Source organism: Bradyrhizobium oligotrophicum S58, assembly GCF_000344805.1.
GTDB lineage: Bacteria > Pseudomonadota > Alphaproteobacteria > Rhizobiales > Xanthobacteraceae > Bradyrhizobium > Bradyrhizobium oligotrophicum.
Genome location: NC_020453.1, coordinates 6,622,023 through 6,640,613, shown reverse-complemented (window position 1 = coordinate 6,640,613; position 18,591 = coordinate 6,622,023). Strand labels below are relative to the sequence as shown.

General features: G+C 65.8%; 20 protein-coding genes. All 20 read left to right on the top strand.

Translation table 11 applies throughout. The annotated features are described in order from the left end of the window. The first annotated feature begins 2 nt into the window (after positions 1-2). The 20 genes from phoU to S58_RS28615 all read left to right on the top strand — a co-directional run bounded on the left by phoU (position 3) and on the right by S58_RS28615 (position 18,589). Complete coding sequence (phoU, locus tag S58_RS28710; protein WP_015668924.1) at positions 3-719, top strand: phosphate signaling complex protein PhoU; 717 nt, start codon at positions 3-5, stop codon at positions 717-719. A 16-nt stretch (positions 720-735) separates the two neighbouring features. Next, positions 736-1,443, top strand: a complete 708-nt coding sequence (phoB, locus tag S58_RS28705) for a phosphate regulon transcriptional regulator PhoB (protein WP_015668923.1) — start codon at positions 736-738, stop codon at positions 1,441-1,443. A gap of 114 nt (positions 1,444-1,557) precedes the next feature. Continuing rightward, entirely contained in the window at positions 1,558-2,874 is a 1,317-nt protein-coding gene (locus S58_RS28700; RefSeq protein ID WP_015668922.1) for a trypsin-like serine protease, read from the top strand. 184 nt (positions 2,875-3,058) lie between these two features. Continuing rightward, a complete protein-coding gene (locus S58_RS28695) occupies positions 3,059-4,165 on the top strand; it encodes a HoxN/HupN/NixA family nickel/cobalt transporter (protein ID WP_052351225.1) in 1,107 nt (368 codons plus the stop codon). Between the two features lie 24 nt (positions 4,166-4,189). Continuing rightward, a complete protein-coding gene (locus S58_RS28690; RefSeq protein ID WP_015668920.1) occupies positions 4,190-5,209 on the top strand; it encodes an NADH-quinone oxidoreductase subunit B family protein in 1,020 nt (339 codons plus the stop codon). After that, positions 5,206-6,648 carry a nickel-dependent hydrogenase large subunit gene (locus S58_RS28685; RefSeq protein WP_015668919.1) on the top strand — a complete coding sequence of 481 codons (1,443 nt, stop codon included), beginning with the start codon at positions 5,206-5,208 and terminating at the stop codon, positions 6,646-6,648. Before S58_RS28690 ends, S58_RS28685 begins: the two co-directional genes overlap by 4 nt. A gap of 236 nt (positions 6,649-6,884) precedes the next feature. Next, entirely contained in the window at positions 6,885-7,976 is a 1,092-nt protein-coding gene (locus tag S58_RS28680) for a hydrogenase small subunit (RefSeq protein ID WP_015668918.1), read from the top strand. Between the two features lie 21 nt (positions 7,977-7,997). Next, positions 7,998-9,788, top strand: coding sequence for a nickel-dependent hydrogenase large subunit (locus tag S58_RS28675; RefSeq protein WP_015668917.1), 1,791 nt, complete (start codon positions 7,998-8,000; stop codon positions 9,786-9,788). A 14-nt stretch (positions 9,789-9,802) separates the two neighbouring features. Next, positions 9,803-10,546 carry a Ni/Fe-hydrogenase, b-type cytochrome subunit gene (gene cybH / locus S58_RS28670; protein WP_015668916.1) on the top strand — a complete coding sequence of 248 codons (744 nt, stop codon included), beginning with the start codon at positions 9,803-9,805 and terminating at the stop codon, positions 10,544-10,546. 14 nt (positions 10,547-10,560) lie between these two features. Next, the gene (locus S58_RS28665) at positions 10,561-11,148 is read left to right on the top strand and encodes a HyaD/HybD family hydrogenase maturation endopeptidase (RefSeq protein WP_015668915.1); all 588 of its coding nucleotides are present in this window, start codon (positions 10,561-10,563) and stop codon (positions 11,146-11,148) included. A gap of 22 nt (positions 11,149-11,170) precedes the next feature. Beyond that, positions 11,171-11,461 carry a HypC/HybG/HupF family hydrogenase formation chaperone gene (locus tag S58_RS28660; RefSeq protein WP_015668914.1) on the top strand — a complete coding sequence of 97 codons (291 nt, stop codon included), beginning with the start codon at positions 11,171-11,173 and terminating at the stop codon, positions 11,459-11,461. Between the two features lie 237 nt (positions 11,462-11,698). Next, a complete protein-coding gene (locus S58_RS28655) occupies positions 11,699-12,145 on the top strand; it encodes a thioredoxin domain-containing protein (protein ID WP_015668913.1) in 447 nt (148 codons plus the stop codon). Then, positions 12,142-13,005, top strand: a complete 864-nt coding sequence (locus S58_RS28650) for a hydrogenase expression/formation protein (protein ID WP_015668912.1) — start codon at positions 12,142-12,144, stop codon at positions 13,003-13,005. The genes S58_RS28655 and S58_RS28650 overlap by 4 nt, the downstream gene beginning before the upstream one ends. Beyond that, positions 13,002-13,214 carry a rubredoxin gene (locus S58_RS28645; protein ID WP_015668911.1) on the top strand — a complete coding sequence of 71 codons (213 nt, stop codon included), beginning with the start codon at positions 13,002-13,004 and terminating at the stop codon, positions 13,212-13,214. The genes S58_RS28650 and S58_RS28645 overlap by 4 nt, the downstream gene beginning before the upstream one ends. Continuing rightward, positions 13,211-13,720 carry a [NiFe]-hydrogenase assembly chaperone HybE gene (gene hybE, locus S58_RS28640; RefSeq protein ID WP_015668910.1) on the top strand — a complete coding sequence of 170 codons (510 nt, stop codon included), beginning with the start codon at positions 13,211-13,213 and terminating at the stop codon, positions 13,718-13,720. The genes S58_RS28645 and hybE overlap by 4 nt, the downstream gene beginning before the upstream one ends. Next, a complete protein-coding gene (locus S58_RS28635; protein ID WP_015668909.1) occupies positions 13,717-14,823 on the top strand; it encodes a nickel-dependent hydrogenase large subunit in 1,107 nt (368 codons plus the stop codon). The genes hybE and S58_RS28635 overlap by 4 nt, the downstream gene beginning before the upstream one ends. Next, a complete protein-coding gene (hypA, locus tag S58_RS28630; protein ID WP_015668908.1) occupies positions 14,816-15,157 on the top strand; it encodes a hydrogenase maturation nickel metallochaperone HypA in 342 nt (113 codons plus the stop codon). The genes S58_RS28635 and hypA overlap by 8 nt, the downstream gene beginning before the upstream one ends. After that, positions 15,157-16,098 carry a hydrogenase nickel incorporation protein HypB gene (hypB, locus tag S58_RS28625; protein WP_015668907.1) on the top strand — a complete coding sequence of 314 codons (942 nt, stop codon included), beginning with the start codon at positions 15,157-15,159 and terminating at the stop codon, positions 16,096-16,098. The genes hypA and hypB overlap by 1 nt, the downstream gene beginning before the upstream one ends. After that, positions 16,095-18,359: a carbamoyltransferase HypF gene (gene hypF, locus S58_RS28620; protein ID WP_015668906.1), complete on the top strand. Its 2,265-nt coding sequence runs from the start codon at positions 16,095-16,097 to the stop codon at positions 18,357-18,359. The genes hypB and hypF overlap by 4 nt, the downstream gene beginning before the upstream one ends. Next, on the top strand, positions 18,359-18,589 hold the full coding sequence (locus tag S58_RS28615; protein WP_015668905.1) for a HypC/HybG/HupF family hydrogenase formation chaperone: 231 nt from the start codon (positions 18,359-18,361) through the stop codon (positions 18,587-18,589). The genes hypF and S58_RS28615 overlap by 1 nt, the downstream gene beginning before the upstream one ends. Positions 18,590-18,591 lie beyond the last annotated feature (2 nt).

Here is an 18,591-nt window from a genome sequence, read left to right as displayed (position 1 = left end):
TCATGGCCAGTGAACATACCGCCAAGGCGTTCGACAGCGATCTGCAGGACCTGACCCGGCTGGTGTCGGAGATGGGCGGCCTCGCGGAGCGGCTGATCGTCGATTCCGTCGATGCGCTGGTGCGGCGCGATGTGGCGCTCGGCCAGAAGGTGGTCGCCACCGATGCCGACGTCGACAAGCTGCAGCGCATCATCGAGGAGCGCGCGGTGCTCACGATCGCCCGGCGCCAACCGATGGCGATCGATCTGCGCGAGATCGTCGGCGCCATGCGTGTCGCCACCGATCTGGAGCGCATCGGCGATCTCGCCAAGAACATCGGCAAGCGCGTCGCGGCACTGGAGAGCGATTTCCATCCGCTGAAGCTGATCCGCGGGCTCGAGCACATGACCGACCTGGTGCAGTCGCAGGTCAAGACGGTGCTGGACGCCTATGCCGCGCACGACCTGCCGGCGGCGATGACGGTGTGGAAGGGCGACGAGGAAGTCGACGCCATCTGTACCTCGCTGTTCCGCGAGCTCCTGACTTACATGATGGAAGATCCGCGCAACATCTCGTTCTGCATCCACCTGATGTTCTGCGCCAAGAACATCGAGCGCATCGGCGATCACGCCACGAACATCGCCGAGACGGTGTTCTATATGATCGAAGGCCAGCAGATCATGGACAAGCGCCCGAAGGGCGACATGACGAGCTTCGCGTCGACGATCCCCGGTAACTGAGAGAGACGGTTCAGACATGGGCGCGCGAATTCTGGTGGTGGAGGACGAGGAGGCGCTGACCACGCTGCTGCGCTACAACCTCGAAGCCGAGGGCTATGAGGTCGAGACCGTGGCGCGCGGCGACGAGGCCGACACGCGGCTGAAGGAGCGCGTTCCCGATCTCGTCGTGCTCGACTGGATGCTGCCGGGCCTGTCCGGCATCGAACTGTGCCGCCGCCTGCGCGCGCGGTCCGAGACCAGGCAGCTGCCGATCATCATGCTGACCGCGCGCGGCGAGGAGAGCGAGCGCGTGCGCGGGCTGGCCACCGGCGCCGACGACTACATCGTCAAGCCGTTCTCGGTGCCGGAGCTGTTGGCGCGCGTGAAGGGCCTGCTGCGCCGGGCGAGCCCGGAGCGGCTGGCGACCGTGCTGTCCTATGGTGATATCGAGCTCGACCGCGAGAAGCGCCGCGTCGCGCGCTCGGGCCGGCCGATCGATCTCGGCCCGACCGAATACCGCCTGCTCGAATTCTTCCTGGAGCATCCCGGGCGGGTGTTCAGCCGCGAGCAGCTGCTCGACAGCGTCTGGGGCCGCGACATCTACATCGACGAGCGCACCGTCGACGTTCACATCGGCCGTTTGCGCAAGCTGCTCAATCCGGGCCGCGAGCAGGACCCGATCCGCACCGTGCGCGGCGCCGGCTATGCGCTCGACGACCGGTTCGCCAAATCCGAGCAGGCGTGACGCGCGAGCGGACCTGATTAAGGAGGCCGCGGTCCGCTTTCCGCCACGCCGCCGCCGTGTTGATGATCTTGGGTGGAGGACCCTTCAGGACGATTCAGGTCGCAGCGGACGCCCTTGATCAAGACGATCATCATATGTCTTGCCGTGCTGCTCGCCAGCGTGGCGGGCGCCTCGGCCGCCGAACTCGAAGACGCGGTCGCGGCGGCAGGCAATGGGCAGCACGCGGCGGCGCTGCGACGGCTGCTGCCGCTGGCGGCCAAGGGCGATGCACGGGCGCAGTTCGATGTCGGCTTCATGGCTGCGTTCGGTTGGGGCGTGCCACGCAATCCCGCCGAGGCGCTGACCTGGTACCGCAAGGCGGCCGATCAGGGGCTTGCCGTCGCGCAGCACTATCTCGGCATCGCCTACGTGAATGGCGAGGGTGTTGCCTCCAATTATGGCGAAGCCAGCCGCTGGTTCATTCGCGCCGCCGCGCAGGGTTTTGCCCAGTCGCAATACATGCTGGGCCTGATGCTGCTCGACGGCCGCGGCGTGCAGCAGGACTGCGTGCAGGGTTATGCCTGGCTGGTGATGGCCGGCCGCAACGGCGTGCGATCGGCCGGTCGCGACGTGCAGCGGGTCAAGCTGACCGAGCCGCAGCGGCGCCAGGCGGAGACCATGATCGCGGCCTGGCAGCCGAAGCCGGAATCGGGGGAGGCGGGCGTCGCCACTCCGCGTCCCGAGCAGCTGCTGGGGCTCGACCGGCACATCGGCGAGGTCGTCGATCCCACCTCATGGCCGGCGTCGTCGATCGGCGTCGTCACCGTCGCGCAATACTCGACCGGCGGCTGGTGCACCGGCACGCTGGTGGCACCCAGAGTCGTGCTCACCGCGGCGCATTGCGTGTTCAACGGTGTGGCGCAGGTCAGCCCCGGCAACGTCCGCTTTCTGGCCGGCATGAACAAGGGGACCCCAGCGGCGTCATCGGTCGCCGACCGGGTGATCGTGGCGCCGGACTTCGTCCCGACCCAGCACGACAAATGGTCGCTCGACCGTTCGCCCGCCGATTGGGCGCTGATCGTGCTGAAGGATGCGCTGCCGTCGCGGCCGGTCGCGGTCAAGGCACTTACCCGCGAGGAGCTCGCGGCGGCGACGGCAGCCGGTACCATCTCCGAGATCGGCTACGGCCAGGAGCGGCGTTATTCGCCCACCGGCCAGCGCAATTGCAGCGCCGGCATGACCAAGGACGCGAAGCTGCTGACGGTGCATTGCCTGGCCAATTTCGGCTATTCGGGCTCGCCGATCATGGCCGAGGTCGGCGGCACGCCTGCCGTGGTCGGCATCTTCTCCGCGTTCCACGAGGAGACCCGGCTGATGTTCGCCGCCCCCGCGAGCCAGTTCGAGGCGATCGTGAAGCGCGAGATCGCGGCGCAGAGTGCCTCGGCGCGGTGACCGCGGCGAGACAGGGGAGGGAGTTCCAGGTGACTGGTCATTGTCTGTGCGCAGCTGGATAGTGGTTTGCCAAGCAAACAGGCCGATACGGAAGGCGCCGGCATCGCAAACTCTGGTTTCTCCGCAGCTTTCGCCTGCAGCCGGGCCTTGACCTGACTGGCGCGGCTCTTGCTATTGTCTGAGTATGACGATTGTTCCAATTGATCATCCTCGGGTCCCGCGGCCTTCGCTGCTGTGGTGGCGGTCGCCGCCGGGCCGGAACGTGGCGCTCGTCGCCGGGCTGGTCGCGGCCAATGCGCTCGCCTGGACGTGGGCGTTCTCGCTGTATGCTGACCGTCCGGCCATCGTCGGCACCGCGATGCTGGCCTGGCTGCTCGGACTGCGCCATGCGGTCGATGCGGATCACATCGCGGCGATCGACAACGTCGTGCGGAAGCTGGTGCAGGATGGCGACACACCGCGCGCCGCAGGCCTCTATTTTGCGCTTGGCCATTCCAGTGTCGTCGTCATCGCGACCATCGTGGTGAGCCTCGTCGCTGGCGCTGACCTGTTGAGTGAGGAGAGTGCGATCCGCGCGATCGGCGGTGCGATCGGTACCTCGGTGTCGGCTGGCTTCCTGCTGCTGATCGCGTTCGCGAACCTCATTCTGTTCGTGAACCTCTGGCGTTGGCCGGCCCAACCGCAGTCCGAGACAGCTGGAAACACGGGACGTGGCATCCTCATTCGCCTGCTGCGCCCCGTGCTGCGCCTGGTGGGACGCGCCTGGCATATGTATCCGCTCGGTTTCCTGTTCGGCCTCGGCTTCGATACCGCGAGCGAGATCGGTCTGCTCAGCCTGTCGGCGACCGAGGCCGCGCGCGGCGCGAGCCTCGCCCATGTGCTGGTGTTCCCGGCGCTGTTCGCGGCTGCAATGGCAACCGTCGACACCGCCGACAGCATGCTGATGGTCGGCGCCTATCGCTGGGCGCTGACCGACCCCGCGCGCAAGCGGCGCTACAATCTGGTGATCACTGGTCTGTCGGTCGCCATCGCGCTGGTGATCGGCAGCGTCGAGGCATTCACTTTGCTGGCGCCGAGGTTGGGCCTGACTGGGGGATGGGCCGATGTCGCAGCCGCGCTCGGTGATGACATCGCCAATCTCGGTATCGTTGCGATCGGCCTGTTTGGACTGATCTGGGCCGTCGCGGTGTTCGGCCGCCGGGCGCGAGGTTCGGACCCGGTGCCGAGTGAAGCGCTTGCCAGCGTTCCTGCGGTGGCGCTAAACCGGCCGGTGACACGAAGCGGAACGTAGAAAACGGGCTAGCAGTGAGGCCTCATGACGGTCGGCTCGGAGGGAATGACCAGGATGCTGTGGCTGCAGGGCGCGAGCTGCGGCGGCTGCACCATGTCGATCCTGGAAAGCGGCGCCTCGGGCTGGTTCGACGAATTGCGCCAATCCGGCATTGACCTCATCTGGCATCCCTCGGTCAGCGAGCAGACCGGAGACGAAGTCGTTGAGCTGTTGGAGGCAATCCGCGACGGCCGTGAGCGGCTCGATCTTTTGGTGCTCGAAGGCTCGGTGGCGCGCGGACCCAGCTTGAGCGGGCGTTTCAACATGCTCGCGGGCACCAACCGCTCGATCTATCACTGGCTGCTCGACCTGGCGCCGCTCGCCGACTACGTCGTCGCCGTCGGCAGCTGCGCGGCCTATGGCGGCATTCCTGCTGCGGGCATCAATCCGACCGATGCGGTCGGATTGCAGTTCGAGGGCAGCGACGTCGGCGGCGCGCTCGGCGCCGGCTTTCGTTCGAAGCGCGGGCTGCCGGTGATCAACGTTGCAGGCTGTGCGCCGCATCCTGGCTGGATGATGGAAAGCTTGCTGGCACTCACCAGTGGTGATCTGGGTGCAGACGGCCTCGACACGGTCGGCCGTCCGACCTTCATCGCCAATCACCTCGCCCATCACGGCTGCTCGCGCAACGAGTTCTACGAGTTCAAGGCGAGCGCGGAGACGATGTCGGAGCGCGGCTGCCTGATGGAGCATCTCGGCTGCCGCGCGACGCAGGCGGTCGGCGATTGCAATCAGCGGTCCTGGAACGGCGGCGGCTCCTGCACCAAGGGGGGCTATGCCTGCATCGCCTGCACCTCGCCGGGCTTCGAGAGCGCGCAGAATTATCTGCAGACCGCAAAGCTCGCCGGCATTCCCGTCGGCCTGCCGACCGACATGCCGAAAGCCTGGTTCGTGGCGCTCGCAGCGCTGTCGAAATCGGCCACGCCGCGCCGCGTGCGGATCAATGCGACGGCCGATCATGTCGTGATGCCGCCGGGCCGGCCCAGTGACAAGCGCAGCTCATGACGCGGATCACGGTCGGCCCGTTCAACCGCGTCGAGGGCGACCTCGAGGTCCGGCTCGATATCGAGAGCGGCCGCGTCACCAGAGCGGAAGTGACGGCGCCGCTCTATCGCGGCTTCGAGCAGATCCTGGAGGGACGGCCACCGCTCGACGCCCTGGTGATCGCGCCGCGCATCTGCGGCATCTGCTCGGTGTCGCAATCGATCGCGGCGGCAGCCGCGTTGCGCCAGGCCATGGGCCTTGCGGCAGCACCAAACGGCATCCTCGCGACCAACATCGCGCATGCGGCCGAGAACGCCGCTGATCATCTGACGCATTTCTACATCTTCTTCATGCCCGACTTCGCCCGCGACGCGTATGCCTCGCACGCCTGGCATTCTGCCACGGCGGAGCGCTTCACTGCGACCAAGGGCAGCGCTGCCCGCGAAGCCTTGCCTGCACGCGCGCGCCTGCTGGAGATCATGGGCATCATCGCCGGCAAATGGCCGCACAGCCTCGCATTCCAGCCGGGCGGCACCACGCGCGCCATCGAGCTCGGCGAGCGCATCCGGCTCAACGCGATCGCGGCCTCATTTCGCGGCTTCCTCGAACGCGTCGTGTTTGCGGACAAGCTGGAAAACGTGATTGCATTGTCGACCCCGGACGAACTCGACAGCTGGCGCGAGGGACGCGGCGGCGATTTCGCGCATTTTCTTCGGGTGGCGGATGCATTGTCCCTGAACGATCTCGGCACGGGTCCAGGCCTGCTGATGAGCTTCGGCGCGTATCACGATGTCGATGGCGCGCACTTTCGCGCCGGCATTCGTACTGATGCCGGAGAGATCGAGGCTTTGCCGGCCCATCGGATCACGGAGGACGTCTCGCACGCCTGGATGCGCGAGACGTCGCTCGACCCGGCGGAGAGCCGCACGGTGCCCGATGCCGACAAGGCCGACGCCTACAGCTGGTGCAAGGCGCCGCGGCTCGCGGGAGAACCGGTCGAAGTCGGCGCTCTCGCCAGACAGGCGATCAATGGCCAGCAGCTGATCACCGCCTTGATCACTGCAGACGGCGGCAGCAATGTCCGCAACCGCGTGATTGCCCGGCTGATCGAAACCGCGCAGCTCGCGCTGTCGATCGAGCAGTGGATCAAGGCGTTGCGTCTCAACGAGCCATTCTGTGTGAACAGCGGCGAGACGGCCGACGGCCACTTCGTCGGGCTGGTCGAGGCCGCGCGCGGTAGCCTTGGCCATTGGCTCGCGGTGCGCTCAGGCCGGATCGAGCGCTTTCAGATCATCGCGCCGACCAGTTGGAATTTCTCGCCGCGCGATGCGGACGGCGTTGCGGGCCCGCTGGAGCAGGCGCTCGTCGGCACCGAGGTCGGCACCGCCGGCGCGCGTGCGGTCAGCATCCAGCATGTCGTGCGGTCGTTCGATCCGTGCATGGTCTGCACGGCGCATTGAGCGCACTGCACACAGGTGCGCGGCAGCCGATAACAAGCTTATCAGGTGCAAAGCGCGTGGTTTCCGATTGGCAGCCAAGAACCGGTCCTGATTTGTTTGGTGCGCCGATAGCTCTCCTTCAAGCATCTGGAATCATTATGATTCAAATCCAGCAATGATGCTGGCCCGCATCTTGCTGTTCCCTCTCATCAGATCGCGATCAGATGATCGTCAACGCGATATCAGGGGGAGGACTCATGGGCGCGGCAACGGAAACTTTTTACAGCGTCATCCGGCGTCAGGGCATCACGCGACGCAGCTTTCACAAATTCTGCAGCCTGACTGCGACGAGTCTCGGGCTCGGCCCGGTTGCGGCGAGCCGCATCGCCAATGCGCTGGAGACCAAGCCGCGCACGCCTGTCATCTGGATGCACGGGCTGGAATGCACCTGCTGCTCGGAGAGCTTCATCCGCTCGGCGCATCCGCTGGTGAAGGATGCCGTGCTGTCGATGATCTCGCTCGACTATGACGATACCATCATGGCGGCGGCAGGCCACCAGGCGGAGGCCATCCTCGAAGAGACGCGCGCGAAGTACAAGGGACAGTACATCCTCGCGGTCGAGGGCAATCCGCCGCTGAACGAAGGCGGCATGTTCTGCATCGACGGCGGCAAGCCGTTCGTCGAAAAACTGAAGATGATGGCCGAGGACGCCATGGCGATCATCGCCTGGGGCGCCTGCGCGTCCTGGGGCTGCGTGCAGGCGGCCAAGCCTAATCCGACGCAGGCCACGCCGATCGACAAGGTCATCACCAACAAGCCGATCATCAAGGTGCCGGGCTGCCCGCCGATCGCCGAAGTGATGACCGGCGTCGTCACCTTCATCACCACGTTCGGCAAGCTGCCTGAGCTCGACCGCCAGGGCCGGCCGAAGATGTTCTACTCACAGCGCATCCACGACAAGTGCTATCGCCGGCCGCATTTCGACGCCGGCCAGTTCGTGGAGGAGTGGGACGACGAGGCCGCGCGCAAGGGCTACTGCCTCTACAAGATGGGCTGCAAGGGACCGACCACCTACAACGCCTGCTCGACGGTGCGCTGGAACGGCGGCGTGTCGTTCCCGATCCAGTCCGGTCACGGCTGCATCGGCTGCTCGGAGGACGGCTTCTGGGACAAGGGCTCGTTCTACGACCGCCTCACCAACATCAAGCAGTTCGGCATCGAGCACAACGCCGACCAGGTCGGCATGGTGGCTGCGGGCACGGTGGGCGCGGCGGTCGCGGCGCATGCGGCGGTGACGGCCGTCAAACGGCTCGCCACCAAGCGCGACGACGCCAAACAAGATCATTAATCGAATTCAGGGCAGGCAACGATGGGCATCCAGACTCCCAACGGCTTCAATCTCGACAATTCCGGCAAGCGCATTGTCGTCGATCCGGTCACCCGCATCGAGGGACACATGCGGGTCGAGGTCAACGTCGACTCCGACAACGTCATCCGCAATGCGGTTTCCACCGGCACGATGTGGCGCGGCATCGAGGTGATCCTCAGGAATCGTGATCCGCGCGATGCCTGGGCGTTCACCGAGCGGATCTGCGGCGTCTGCACCGGAACGCATGCGCTGACATCGGTGCGCGCGGTCGAGAACGCGCTCGGCATCACCATTCCGGAGAACGCCAACTCGATCCGCAACCTGATGCAGCTTGCCCTGCAGGTGCACGACCACATCGTGCACTTCTATCACCTGCATGCGCTCGACTGGGTCGACGTGGTATCGGCGCTCTCGGCGGATCCGAAGGCGACTTCGACCTTGGCGCAGTCGATCTCGAGCTGGCCGCTGTCGTCGCCCGGCTATTTCAGGGACCTGCAGACGCGCCTCAAGAAGTTCGTCGAGTCCGGACAGTTGGGTCCGTTCAAGAACGGCTATTGGGGCAGCAAGGCCTACAAGCTGCCGCCTGAAGCCAACCTGATGGCTGTGGCGCATTATCTCGAGGCGCTCGATTTCCAGAAGGACATCGTCAAGATCCACACCATCTTCGGCGGCAAGAACCCGCATCCGAACTGGCTGGTCGGCGGCGTGCCATGTCCGATCAACGTCGACGGCACCGGCGCCGTCGGTGCCATCAACATCGAGCGGCTGAACCTCGTCTCCTCGATCATCGATCGCCTGATCGAGTTCAACGAGTTGGTCTATCTGCCCGACGTCGCGGCGATCGGCTCGTTCTACAAGGACTGGCTCTATGGCGGCGGCCTGTCCGGCAAGAGCGTGCTTGCCTATGGCGACGTGCCCGAGCACGCCAACGACTATTCCGCCAAGAGCCTGAAGCTGCCGCGCGGTGCGATCATCAACGGCAATCTGTCCGAGGTGTTTCCGGTCGATCATACCAATCCGGACGAGATCCAGGAGTTCGTCGTTCACTCCTGGTACAAATACCCCGACGAGACCAAGGGGCTGCATCCCTGGGACGGCATCACCGAGCCGAACTACGTACTCGGTCCCAATGCCAAGGGCACCAAGACCGACATCAAGGAGCTCGACGAGGGCGGCAAATATTCCTGGATCAAGGCGCCGCGCTGGCGCGGACACGCCATGGAGGTCGGCCCGCTCGCGCGCTGGGTGGTCGGCTATGCGCAGAACAAGGCGGAGTTCAAGGACCCCGTCGATAAGTTCCTCAGGGATCTCGACCTGCCTCTGACGGCACTGTTCTCGACGCTCGGCCGCACTGCGGCGCGCGCGTTGGAATCGGTCTGGGCCGGACGCCAGATGCGTTATTTCCAGGACAAGCTGATCGCCAACATCAAGGCGGGTGACAGCTCGACGGCGAATGTCGACAAATGGAAGCCCGAGAGCTGGCCGAAGGAGGCCAAGGGCGTCGGCTTCACCGAGGCGCCGCGCGGCGCGCTCGCGCACTGGATCAAGATCAAGGACACCAAGATCGACAACTACCAGTGCGTCGTGCCGACGACCTGGAACGGCTCGCCGAGGGATCCCAAGGGCAACATCGGCGCATTCGAGGCGTCGCTGATGAACACCCCGATGGCCAATCCCGAGCAGCCGCTGGAGATCCTGCGCACGATCCATTCCTTCGATCCGTGCCTGGCGTGCTCGACGCACGTGATGAGCCCGGATGGCCAGGAACTGGCCCAGGTCAAGGTCAGGTAGGCGGGAGAAGCGCCATGATGGATGCAGTTGCACGTCCCGCGGAGTCCGAGCCCAATCTGGCCGCGATCGCGGCCGATGCGGCCGGCGAGCATGCGGTCGGCCGGCCCACGGTCTATGTCTACGAAGCGCCCGTGCGCATCTGCCACTGGGTCAACGCGTTCGCGATCATCGTTCTGATGATCACCGGCTATCTGATCGGCTCGCCGCTGCCGACGGTGGCGGGGGAGGCGTCGGCGAATTTCGTGATGGGCTACATCCGCTTTGCCCATTTCGCGGCGGGGCAGGTGCTGGCGGTGTTCTTCCTCGCCCGCATCTTCTGGGCCTTCGTCGGCAACCATCACTCCCGGCAGATCTTCTACATTCCGGTGCATCGCAAGCAGTTCTGGAAGGAAGTGCTGCACGAGATCCGCTGGTACGCCTTCCTGGAACGTGAGCCGAAGATGTATGTCGGCCACAATCCGCTGGCGCAGACGGCGATGTTCACCGGCTTCACGCTGTTCGTGACCTTCATGATCGTCACCGGCTTCGCGCTCTATTCGGAAGGTACTGGCATCGACAGCTGGCAGCACAAGCTGTTCGGCTGGGTGTTTTCGATCTGGCCGAACAGCCAGGATGTCCACACCTGGCATCATCTCGGGATGTGGGCGCTGGTCACCTTCGTGATGGTGCACGTCTATGCCGCCATTCGCGAAGACATCATGTCACGCCAGAGCATCATCTCCTCGATGATCTCAGGCGAGCGGCAGTTCCGCGACTGACAGGGGGGGGCGGCATGGTCGATGAGAGCGGGCGCGACCGCATCCTGGTGCTCGGGATCGGTAACATTCTCTGGGCGGACGAAGGCTTCGGGGTGCGGGTGGTGGAGGAATTCCACCGCCGCTTCACCGTGCCCGACAACGTCACGATCCTCGACGGTGGCACACAGGGGCTCTACCTCGTCAACTATGTCGAGGAAGCCGATGGCCTGATCGTGTTCGACGCGATCGACTATGGTCTCGTGCCGGGCGAGCTCAAGCTCGTCCGGGACGATGAGGTGCCGCGCTTCACCGGCGCCAAGAAGATGAGCCTGCACCAGACCGGCTTCCAGGAAGTGCTGAGCGCGGCCGATCTGCTCGGCCGCTATCCGCAAAGGCTCGCGCTGATCGGCTGCCAGCCGCTCGACCTCGAGGACTGGGGCGGGCCGCTCACCGCGCCGGTGCACGCGCAGATCGAGCCGGCGATCGAGCTGGCCTGTGCCCTGCTGGCGGAATGGGGCGCGGCCGCCGTGCCGCGGCGCGAGCCGCTCGTCGGCGACGCGCGCCTGCTCGCCAACGACATCGACCATCACAGCTATGAGCTGAGGGCGCGGCCGGCCGAGTGACCGTGTCGCGAGGGGATCCACCATGTGTCTTGGCCTGCCGATGACGATCCTGGAGACCGATGGCGTCTCGGCGCTGTGCAGCTTCGCCGGCGAGGAGCGCCGCGTCTCGGTGCTGTTGCTGTCGAACCCGCCGGTCGGAGCCAAGGTGCTCGTCTATATCGACAACGCCGTCCGCTTGCTCGATGACGAAGAAGCGCGGCTCATCGGCGAGGCGCTGCGCGGCCTGCAGGCCGCCGTGAACGGCGAAAATTGCGACGACTTCTTCGCCGACCTGATCGGGCGCGAGCCGGAGCTTCCGGAGCATCTGCGGTAGCGGCCGCAAATGCCTTGGGCGGCCACCAGATTGCTGATAACAAGCTTTCCATAAATAAAGAAAGTTGCCGGGTATCATCTGGCAAGTAGCTTTCCGATTGATTTCGCAATCCTTAATTGCATTAAAAATATTATATATTTCAATGCATTGGTTGTCTGCCGTTGAGCGGGCGTCTGGCACATTGATTGCTAACCTTGGGAGAGGACGGCAACGATAACTGGTCAGGGAGAAACGTCGATGGAAATGCAGCAGCGTGACCCCGCGCGCATGCGAAGCGGGTTGCCGGAGGTGGATACCGGCACCGTCGATGCCTTTCTCGCCGAGACCGATCGCGCCGGGCTGGTTGCCGTGCTGCTGTCGGCCGGCGATCCTGCGCGGTTTCCCGAGGCGGTCGACGTGGCCATCGTATTGCCGGAGCTGATCACGGCGTTTCAGGGCCGGCTGCGCGGCGCGATCATCGCCCGCGACGCGGAGGCCGAGCTCGGGACGCGATTTGGCGTGCGCGTGCAGCCGAGCCTGATCCTGTGCCGCGGGGCTGAGACGCTCGGCCTGATTGCCAAGATCCAGGACTGGTCTGTCTATGTCGATCGCATCTCGCGGCTGATCGACCGGCCGCTGGGCGCGACTGCGACGGTCGTCGCCAGCATCGTCCCTGTTCACCAGCCTGCGGGAGCCGAGCAATGAAGCCGGGATTCTGGATCGCGCCTGAGGGAGCCGAGGAGCCGGTCAACATCTTTCCGATCGGCGAAGAGGCGCTCGATGCGTCGCACAAGGGGCTGACCGCCTCCGGGGCGCTGGCCAAGCTGGCCTCGCTCGACTCGGAAGCGCTGGCACGGAGCTGCCCGCGCGCGGTCGAGCTGCTGTCGACGATTGCAGCGGCCATCGGAGCGCAGACCGCAGGTGCGCCGACGCAATTATTCCGGCTCGAAGGTCTCAACGATCTCGAGCGGAGGCTGATCGACGATGTGCTGGGCGAGGGCGAGGTCGCCGGTGTCGTGGCTCTTCCCGACGGGACGCTCGCTCAGATCCAGGAATCGGTGCTCGCCGGCATCTGGCGGGTGCGGCTGGAAGCGGATGAGCGCCACGACTACGTCGAGATCGGCGCGGTGCCGGAGATCGTGTCGCGCGCCGCCGCCGATCTGACCGCAAGTGACATCGCGATCGGCCCCGTGCCCGAGGGCACGATGAACGCGCTGCCGGTGCTCGCCGAGATCCGCGAGCGCGCGCTGTCCTGGCGGCCGGGTCAGCGCTCGCAGACCATCAACTTCACGCTGCTGCCGATGAGCCCGGCCGACATGGGCTTCCTGCAGCAGACGCTCGGCAACGGCCCGATCCAGCTGATGTCGCGCGGCTACGGCACCTGCCGTGTGCTCGCGACCGGCATCCGCCATGTCTGGTCGGTGCAGTTCTTCAACGCCATGGACACGATCATTCTCGACACCCTCGAAGTCGGCGGCGTGCCGGTGGTCGCGCTCGCCGCGGCTGAGGATTTCGAGGATTCCGCCGAGCGCCTGACCCAGATCATCGAGGCCTATTTCACATGAGCGGCGGCTTCGAGAATTTCGGTGTCCGCAGCGATCTCGCTGATGACATGCTGCTGGAGTGCGGCATCTGCTGGACGCGCTACGACCCGGCGGAAGGCGATGGTGTTGCGCAGATCCCGCCGGGCACGCCGTTCGCGGCCCTGCCTGACGACTGGCATTGCCCGAACTGCGATGCGCCGAAAGCCAAGTTCATGGTGGTCGAGCCATGAGCACCGAGGCGGTCGAGCAGGGCACGTCTGACGTCACGCCGACCGCGTGGGGCGAGCGTCTCGCCGATGTCTATCGCGAGATCGGCGCTCGTGCGATGCGCGAGCTGCCGATCTATCACGACGCGCTCGACGTCGAGGCGATCGGATTTTCCGATGTCGACGGCCGCACCCTCGGCATCGTCATCACGCCCTGGTTCATGAACGTGGTCACCCCGGCCGTGCAAGGCGCTGCGGGCTCCGTCGTCAAGATCGGGCTCCCGGCCGGTTCGTTCGAGTTCACGATCGGCGATGTCGCCGGGATCGGGCGGATCGCGAGCTGCTCGCTGTTCTCGCCGATGTTCGAGTTCGAGGATATGGCAGCGGCGCGTGCAACGGCGGAAGCCGCGCTGACTGCGCTGATGACGGCGCCCGAGGACGAGCCGTCGTCCGAACGTGCCGCGAAACCAGCGAGCGCGATCGATCGCCGTGCGTTCCTGCGCGGCACCCTTTCCGAGGGCCGCGCATGACCCTCACCTTCCGCAACCGCATCGACGTGACGCTGTCGGTCGCCGATCGGCTGATCACAGGCGTCGACATTCAGCCGCGCACACGGCCGCCGCTGGGACGGCTGTTCGCCGGCAAGCCGGCCGAGATGCTGCTCGCGGCCGTGCCGCGGGTGTTCTCGCTGTGCGCCAGTGCACACCAGGTCGCACTGCTCTCGGCGTTGGAAGCGGCGCGTGGCGAGAAGGCGACGCCGTTGACCAGGCATCGTCGGATCAAAGCCGTCGTCGCGGAACGCTTCGCCGAACTGATGCGCGGTCTGCTGATGGCGCCTTGCGCGGAAAACCACAATGCCGCGCAGCTGGCGCAGCGGTTGTTGCTGACGGTCGCGTCGCTGCAGACGCATTCCGGCGCTGATGCCCAGCAGCAATCTCGCGCTGCAACCTTGTCTCAAATCAAGATGGGCATGGCGGCTCTGGGCATAGGCTCGGCAGCGGAGCCGGTTCTGCCAGGAACTCCGCTTGCATCGATGATGGACGCGGCCCGGAAGGCCGCCGATGATGGAGGATGGAGGCACATGCCGGCCGAGCACGACGTCCTGTCGGCCGACGACGACGGCGCCATCGTCAAGCAGTTGATGGATGTGGGACCTGCCTTCGCCGAGGCGCCCGAGCTCGACGGCCGGGTTCCGGAGACCGGCGTCTGGGCTCGGCAGGCGGAGCGCTATCAGACAACATCAGCCGGTCCGGTCGAACGCCTCACAGCCAAGATCACCGAGATTGCCGAGCTGCTCCGCTGGATCGAGGCCGGCGAGGCGGAAGACGAAGCGGCCGACCAGCACGCCGTCGCGAGCTACGCGCTCGGGCCGCGGCGGGGCGCCGCCGCGGTCGAATGCGCGCGCGGCCGGCTGCATCACGCCATCGAGCTGGATGCGCACGGCGCGGTCGCGCGTTTCGAATATCTGGCGCCGACGGAATGGAATTTCCATCCGCGCGGTCCCGTCGTGAAGAGCCTCATGGGCGCTGCGCTGCGCGGCGCCGGGGATCGCGACGCCGTCCATACGCTGGTCGGGTCGTTCGATCCCTGCGTCGGCTATCACCTGGCATTCCGGGAGCTGGCCGATGCATGAAATGGCGCTGTGCGAAGGGATCGTCGAGATCGTCGAGCAGGAGGCGCGCAAGGGCGCCTTCGCCAAGGTGAAAACGGTGTGGCTGGAGATCGGTGCGCTCAGCCATGTCGCGCCGGTCGCGCTGCGGTTCTGTTTCGAGGCGGTAACCGCAAAGACCCTGTTGCAGGGGGCGACGCTCGAGATCATCGAACAGCCGGGTGCGGCGTGGTGCCTGGGCTGCTCGCGCAGCGTCGAGATCAGCCAACGCTATCAGCCTTGTCCGGCCTGCGGCAGCCATCAGTTGCAGGTCACGGGCGGTGAGGACATGCGGGTCAAGGAGCTGGAGGTCGAGTAATGTGCACGGTGTGTGGTTGCAGTGACGGCAAGTCCTCCATCGCGGCTGATGATCATCATCATGATCATGGCGAGCATGATCATGGACATGATCACGGCCATCATCACCATGACCATGACCATGATCATGATCACGACCACGACCACGACCATGGTCATGATCATAGCCATGACGGCCATGATCACCATCACGACCGCGCCGCCGACATCGACTGCTCGGCCAATCCCGCGGGGCAGGAGATTGCCGGTCTCTCCAGCGGCCGCATCATCCAGATCGAGCGCGACATTCTCGGCAAGAACAACCGGCTCGCCGCCGAGAATCGCGCACGCTTCGCCGCGCATGACGTGCTGGCATTCAACTTCGTTTCCAGCCCCGGGGCCGGCAAGACCTCGCTGCTGGTCCGCGCGGTCTCCGATCTCAAGCAGAGCCGGCCCGTCGCAGTGATCGAGGGCGACCAGCAGACCTCGAACGACGCCGAGCGCATCCGCGCCACCGGCGTGCCTGCGATCCAGATCAACACCGGCAAGGGCTGCCATCTCGACGCGGCCATGGTCGGCGAAGCCTATGGCCGGCTGCCGGCACTGCGCGGCGGGCTGCTGTTCATCGAGAATGTCGGCAACCTCGTCTGTCCGGCCGCGTTCGATCTCGGCGAGGCCTGCAAGATCGTGGTGTTCTCGACCACCGAAGGCGAGGACAAGCCGCTCAAATATCCCGACATGTTTGCAGCTTCGGCGCTGATGCTGATCAACAAGATCGATCTGGCGCCGGTGCTCGATTTCGATCTGGCGCAGACCATCGAATATGCCCGCCGTGTCAATCCGAAGATCGAGGTGCTGACGATCTCGGCGAAGACCGGCGAGGGGCTGTCGGCGTTCTATGCCTGGATCAGGAAGCAGTCCGACCGGATGCGGGCGAGCGCGATGAACGTGGTGCAGGGATGAGCGCGCCCGGCCGGACATTGGCGGCGAAACCCACGCGCCTCAGGCTCCGCGTCCGCGGCGCCGTGCAGGGCGTCGGCTTTCGTCCCTATGTCCATGGCCTGGCCACGCGCCATCAACTCGGCGGCTTCGTCGCCAATGACGCTGACGGTGTGCTGATCGAGGTCGAGGGCGACGAGGTCGCCGCGTTCGTCGCGGCGCTGCCGCAGCAGACGCCGCCGCTCGCCCGCATCGACGACATCGCCGTCGAGCCGATCGCAGCTGATGCCGGCACGGGCTTCCGGATCGCCGAGAGCGTAAGCGGGCGCGTCACGACGCGGATCGTGCCGGATGCGGCCACCTGCGCGGCATGCCTGGCCGAGCTGTTCGATCCCAACAGCCGCTTCCATCTCTATCCCTTCGTCAACTGCACCCATTGCGGTCCGCGCTTCACGATTGCCGAACGTCTGCCTTACGACCGCGCGTGCACTTCGATGAAGCGCTTTCCGATGTGCGAGGCGTGCCGGTCCGACTACGAAGATCCCGCGGGGCGCCGCTTTCATGCCGAGGCGATCTCGTGCCCACGCTGCGGGCCGCGGCTCAGCCATGGCCTCGATGATATCGCGGCCGCGCTCGCCGATGGCAGGATCGTCGCGATCAAGGGGCTCGGCGGCTATCAGTTGCTCTGCGACGCCCGGGATGAGCGGGCCGTCCAACGTTTGCGCGCGCGCAAGCAGCGCGACGGCAAGCCGTTCGCCGTGATGCTGGCTACGGCTGACGCTGCAATCGAGATGGCCGAGATCGATACGGCCGAGCGCGCGCTGCTGGAGCAGGTGGCGCGGCCGATCGTGCTGCTGCGCTCGCGCCAACGCGTTGCGCCCTCGATCGCACCGGGCCTTGCGAAGATCGGCGTGATGCTGCCGGCCGCTCCATTGCATCATCTGATCTTCCACGCGCTCGAGGCGCGCCGGGCGGCTGCCGATCCAGCGTGGGCGCTGGTCTGCACCAGCGCCAATCCGAGCGGGGAGCCGCTGCTGACCGACAACGCCGAGGCGCTCGCGGACCTGGCCGACATTGCGGACCTGATCGTCACCCACGACCGCGACATCGTCATCCGCGCCGACGATTCCGTGCTTGCTGTCGTGGCCGGCGTTCCCCGCTTCATCAGGCGCGCCCGCGGCTATGTTCCGGAGCCGATCCGGCTCACGTGCGCCATGCCGCCAATTCTCGCGGTCGGCGCTCAGCTGAAGGCAACGGTGACGGTGACGCGCGGCGACGAGGCGTTCGTGTCGCAGCATCTTGGTGATCTCGACACGGCAGCCGCGATCCGCTTCTTCGAGGAAACAATAGCGCATCTCACCTCGATCCTCGACGTCGAGCCGGTCGCGATCGCGCATGACCTGCATCCGGACATGGCATCGACCCGGTTCGCGCAGGCATACGGTCTGCCGACGCTGCCTGTGCAGCATCACCATGCGCATGCCGCCTCCGTCATGGCCGAGCATGGCGTCACCAGTCCCGCCCTCGCGCTGGTGCTGGATGGCCACGGCTATGGCAGCGATGCCGGCGCCTGGGGCGGTGAGTTGCTGTCGTGCGACGGAGCAGTCTTCCAGCGCCTCGGCCATCTCGCGCCCTTGAAGATGCCGGGTGGCGACCGTGCCGCACGGGAGCCATGGCGGATGGCGGCTTCCGTGCTGCACGATTTCGGTCGCGGTGACGAGATTGGGCGGCGTTTCGCGGCCCAGCCGCAGTCGCGCAACATACTCATGCTGCTGGACCGTGCCGATGCTCCGGTCACCACCAGCGCCGGCCGGCTGTTCGATGCCGTGGCCGGACTGCTTGGTGTCACCACGATGCAGAGCTATGAAGGCGAGGCCGCCATGAAGCTGGAGGCGCTGGTGCGCGAACCGGCGACCTTGGAACGCGGCTGGACGATCGTCGATGGCGTGCTGTCGCTGCGCCCGCTGCTCGCGCATCTGATCGCGCGTAATCTCGACGCCGTCCAAGCGGCTGGGCTGTTTCACGGCACGTTGTCCGCGGCTTGCGTCGATTGGATCGCGGCAGCGTCGCGCGCGACCGGCATCGGCACGGTCGTGCTGAGTGGTGGCTGTTTCCTCAATGCGCATCTGGCCGAACAGATCATGCGCGGCTGCCGTTCCGCAGGTCTCGACCCGCTGCTGCCGCGCCGGCTGCCGCCCAATGATGGCGGCCTCAGCCTCGGGCAGGCCTGGGTCGCCGGCCTGCAACTCAACGAAGAACATATGGTGTCTGGAGGGACCGTCTGATGTGCCTGGCCATTCCTGCCGAGGTGATCAAGCTTCTGCCTGACGACATGGCGATCGTCTCGATCGACGGTGTCAGCAAGGAGGTCTCGGTCGCACTGATCGAGGAGATCGCCGTCGGCGACTACGTCATCCTTCATGTCGGCCATGCGCTGGCCAGGATCGATCCGGAAGAGGCGCGCGAGACGCTCGACCTGCTCCGGCAGATGGGCGCCGCAACGGCGGAGGTTTAGGC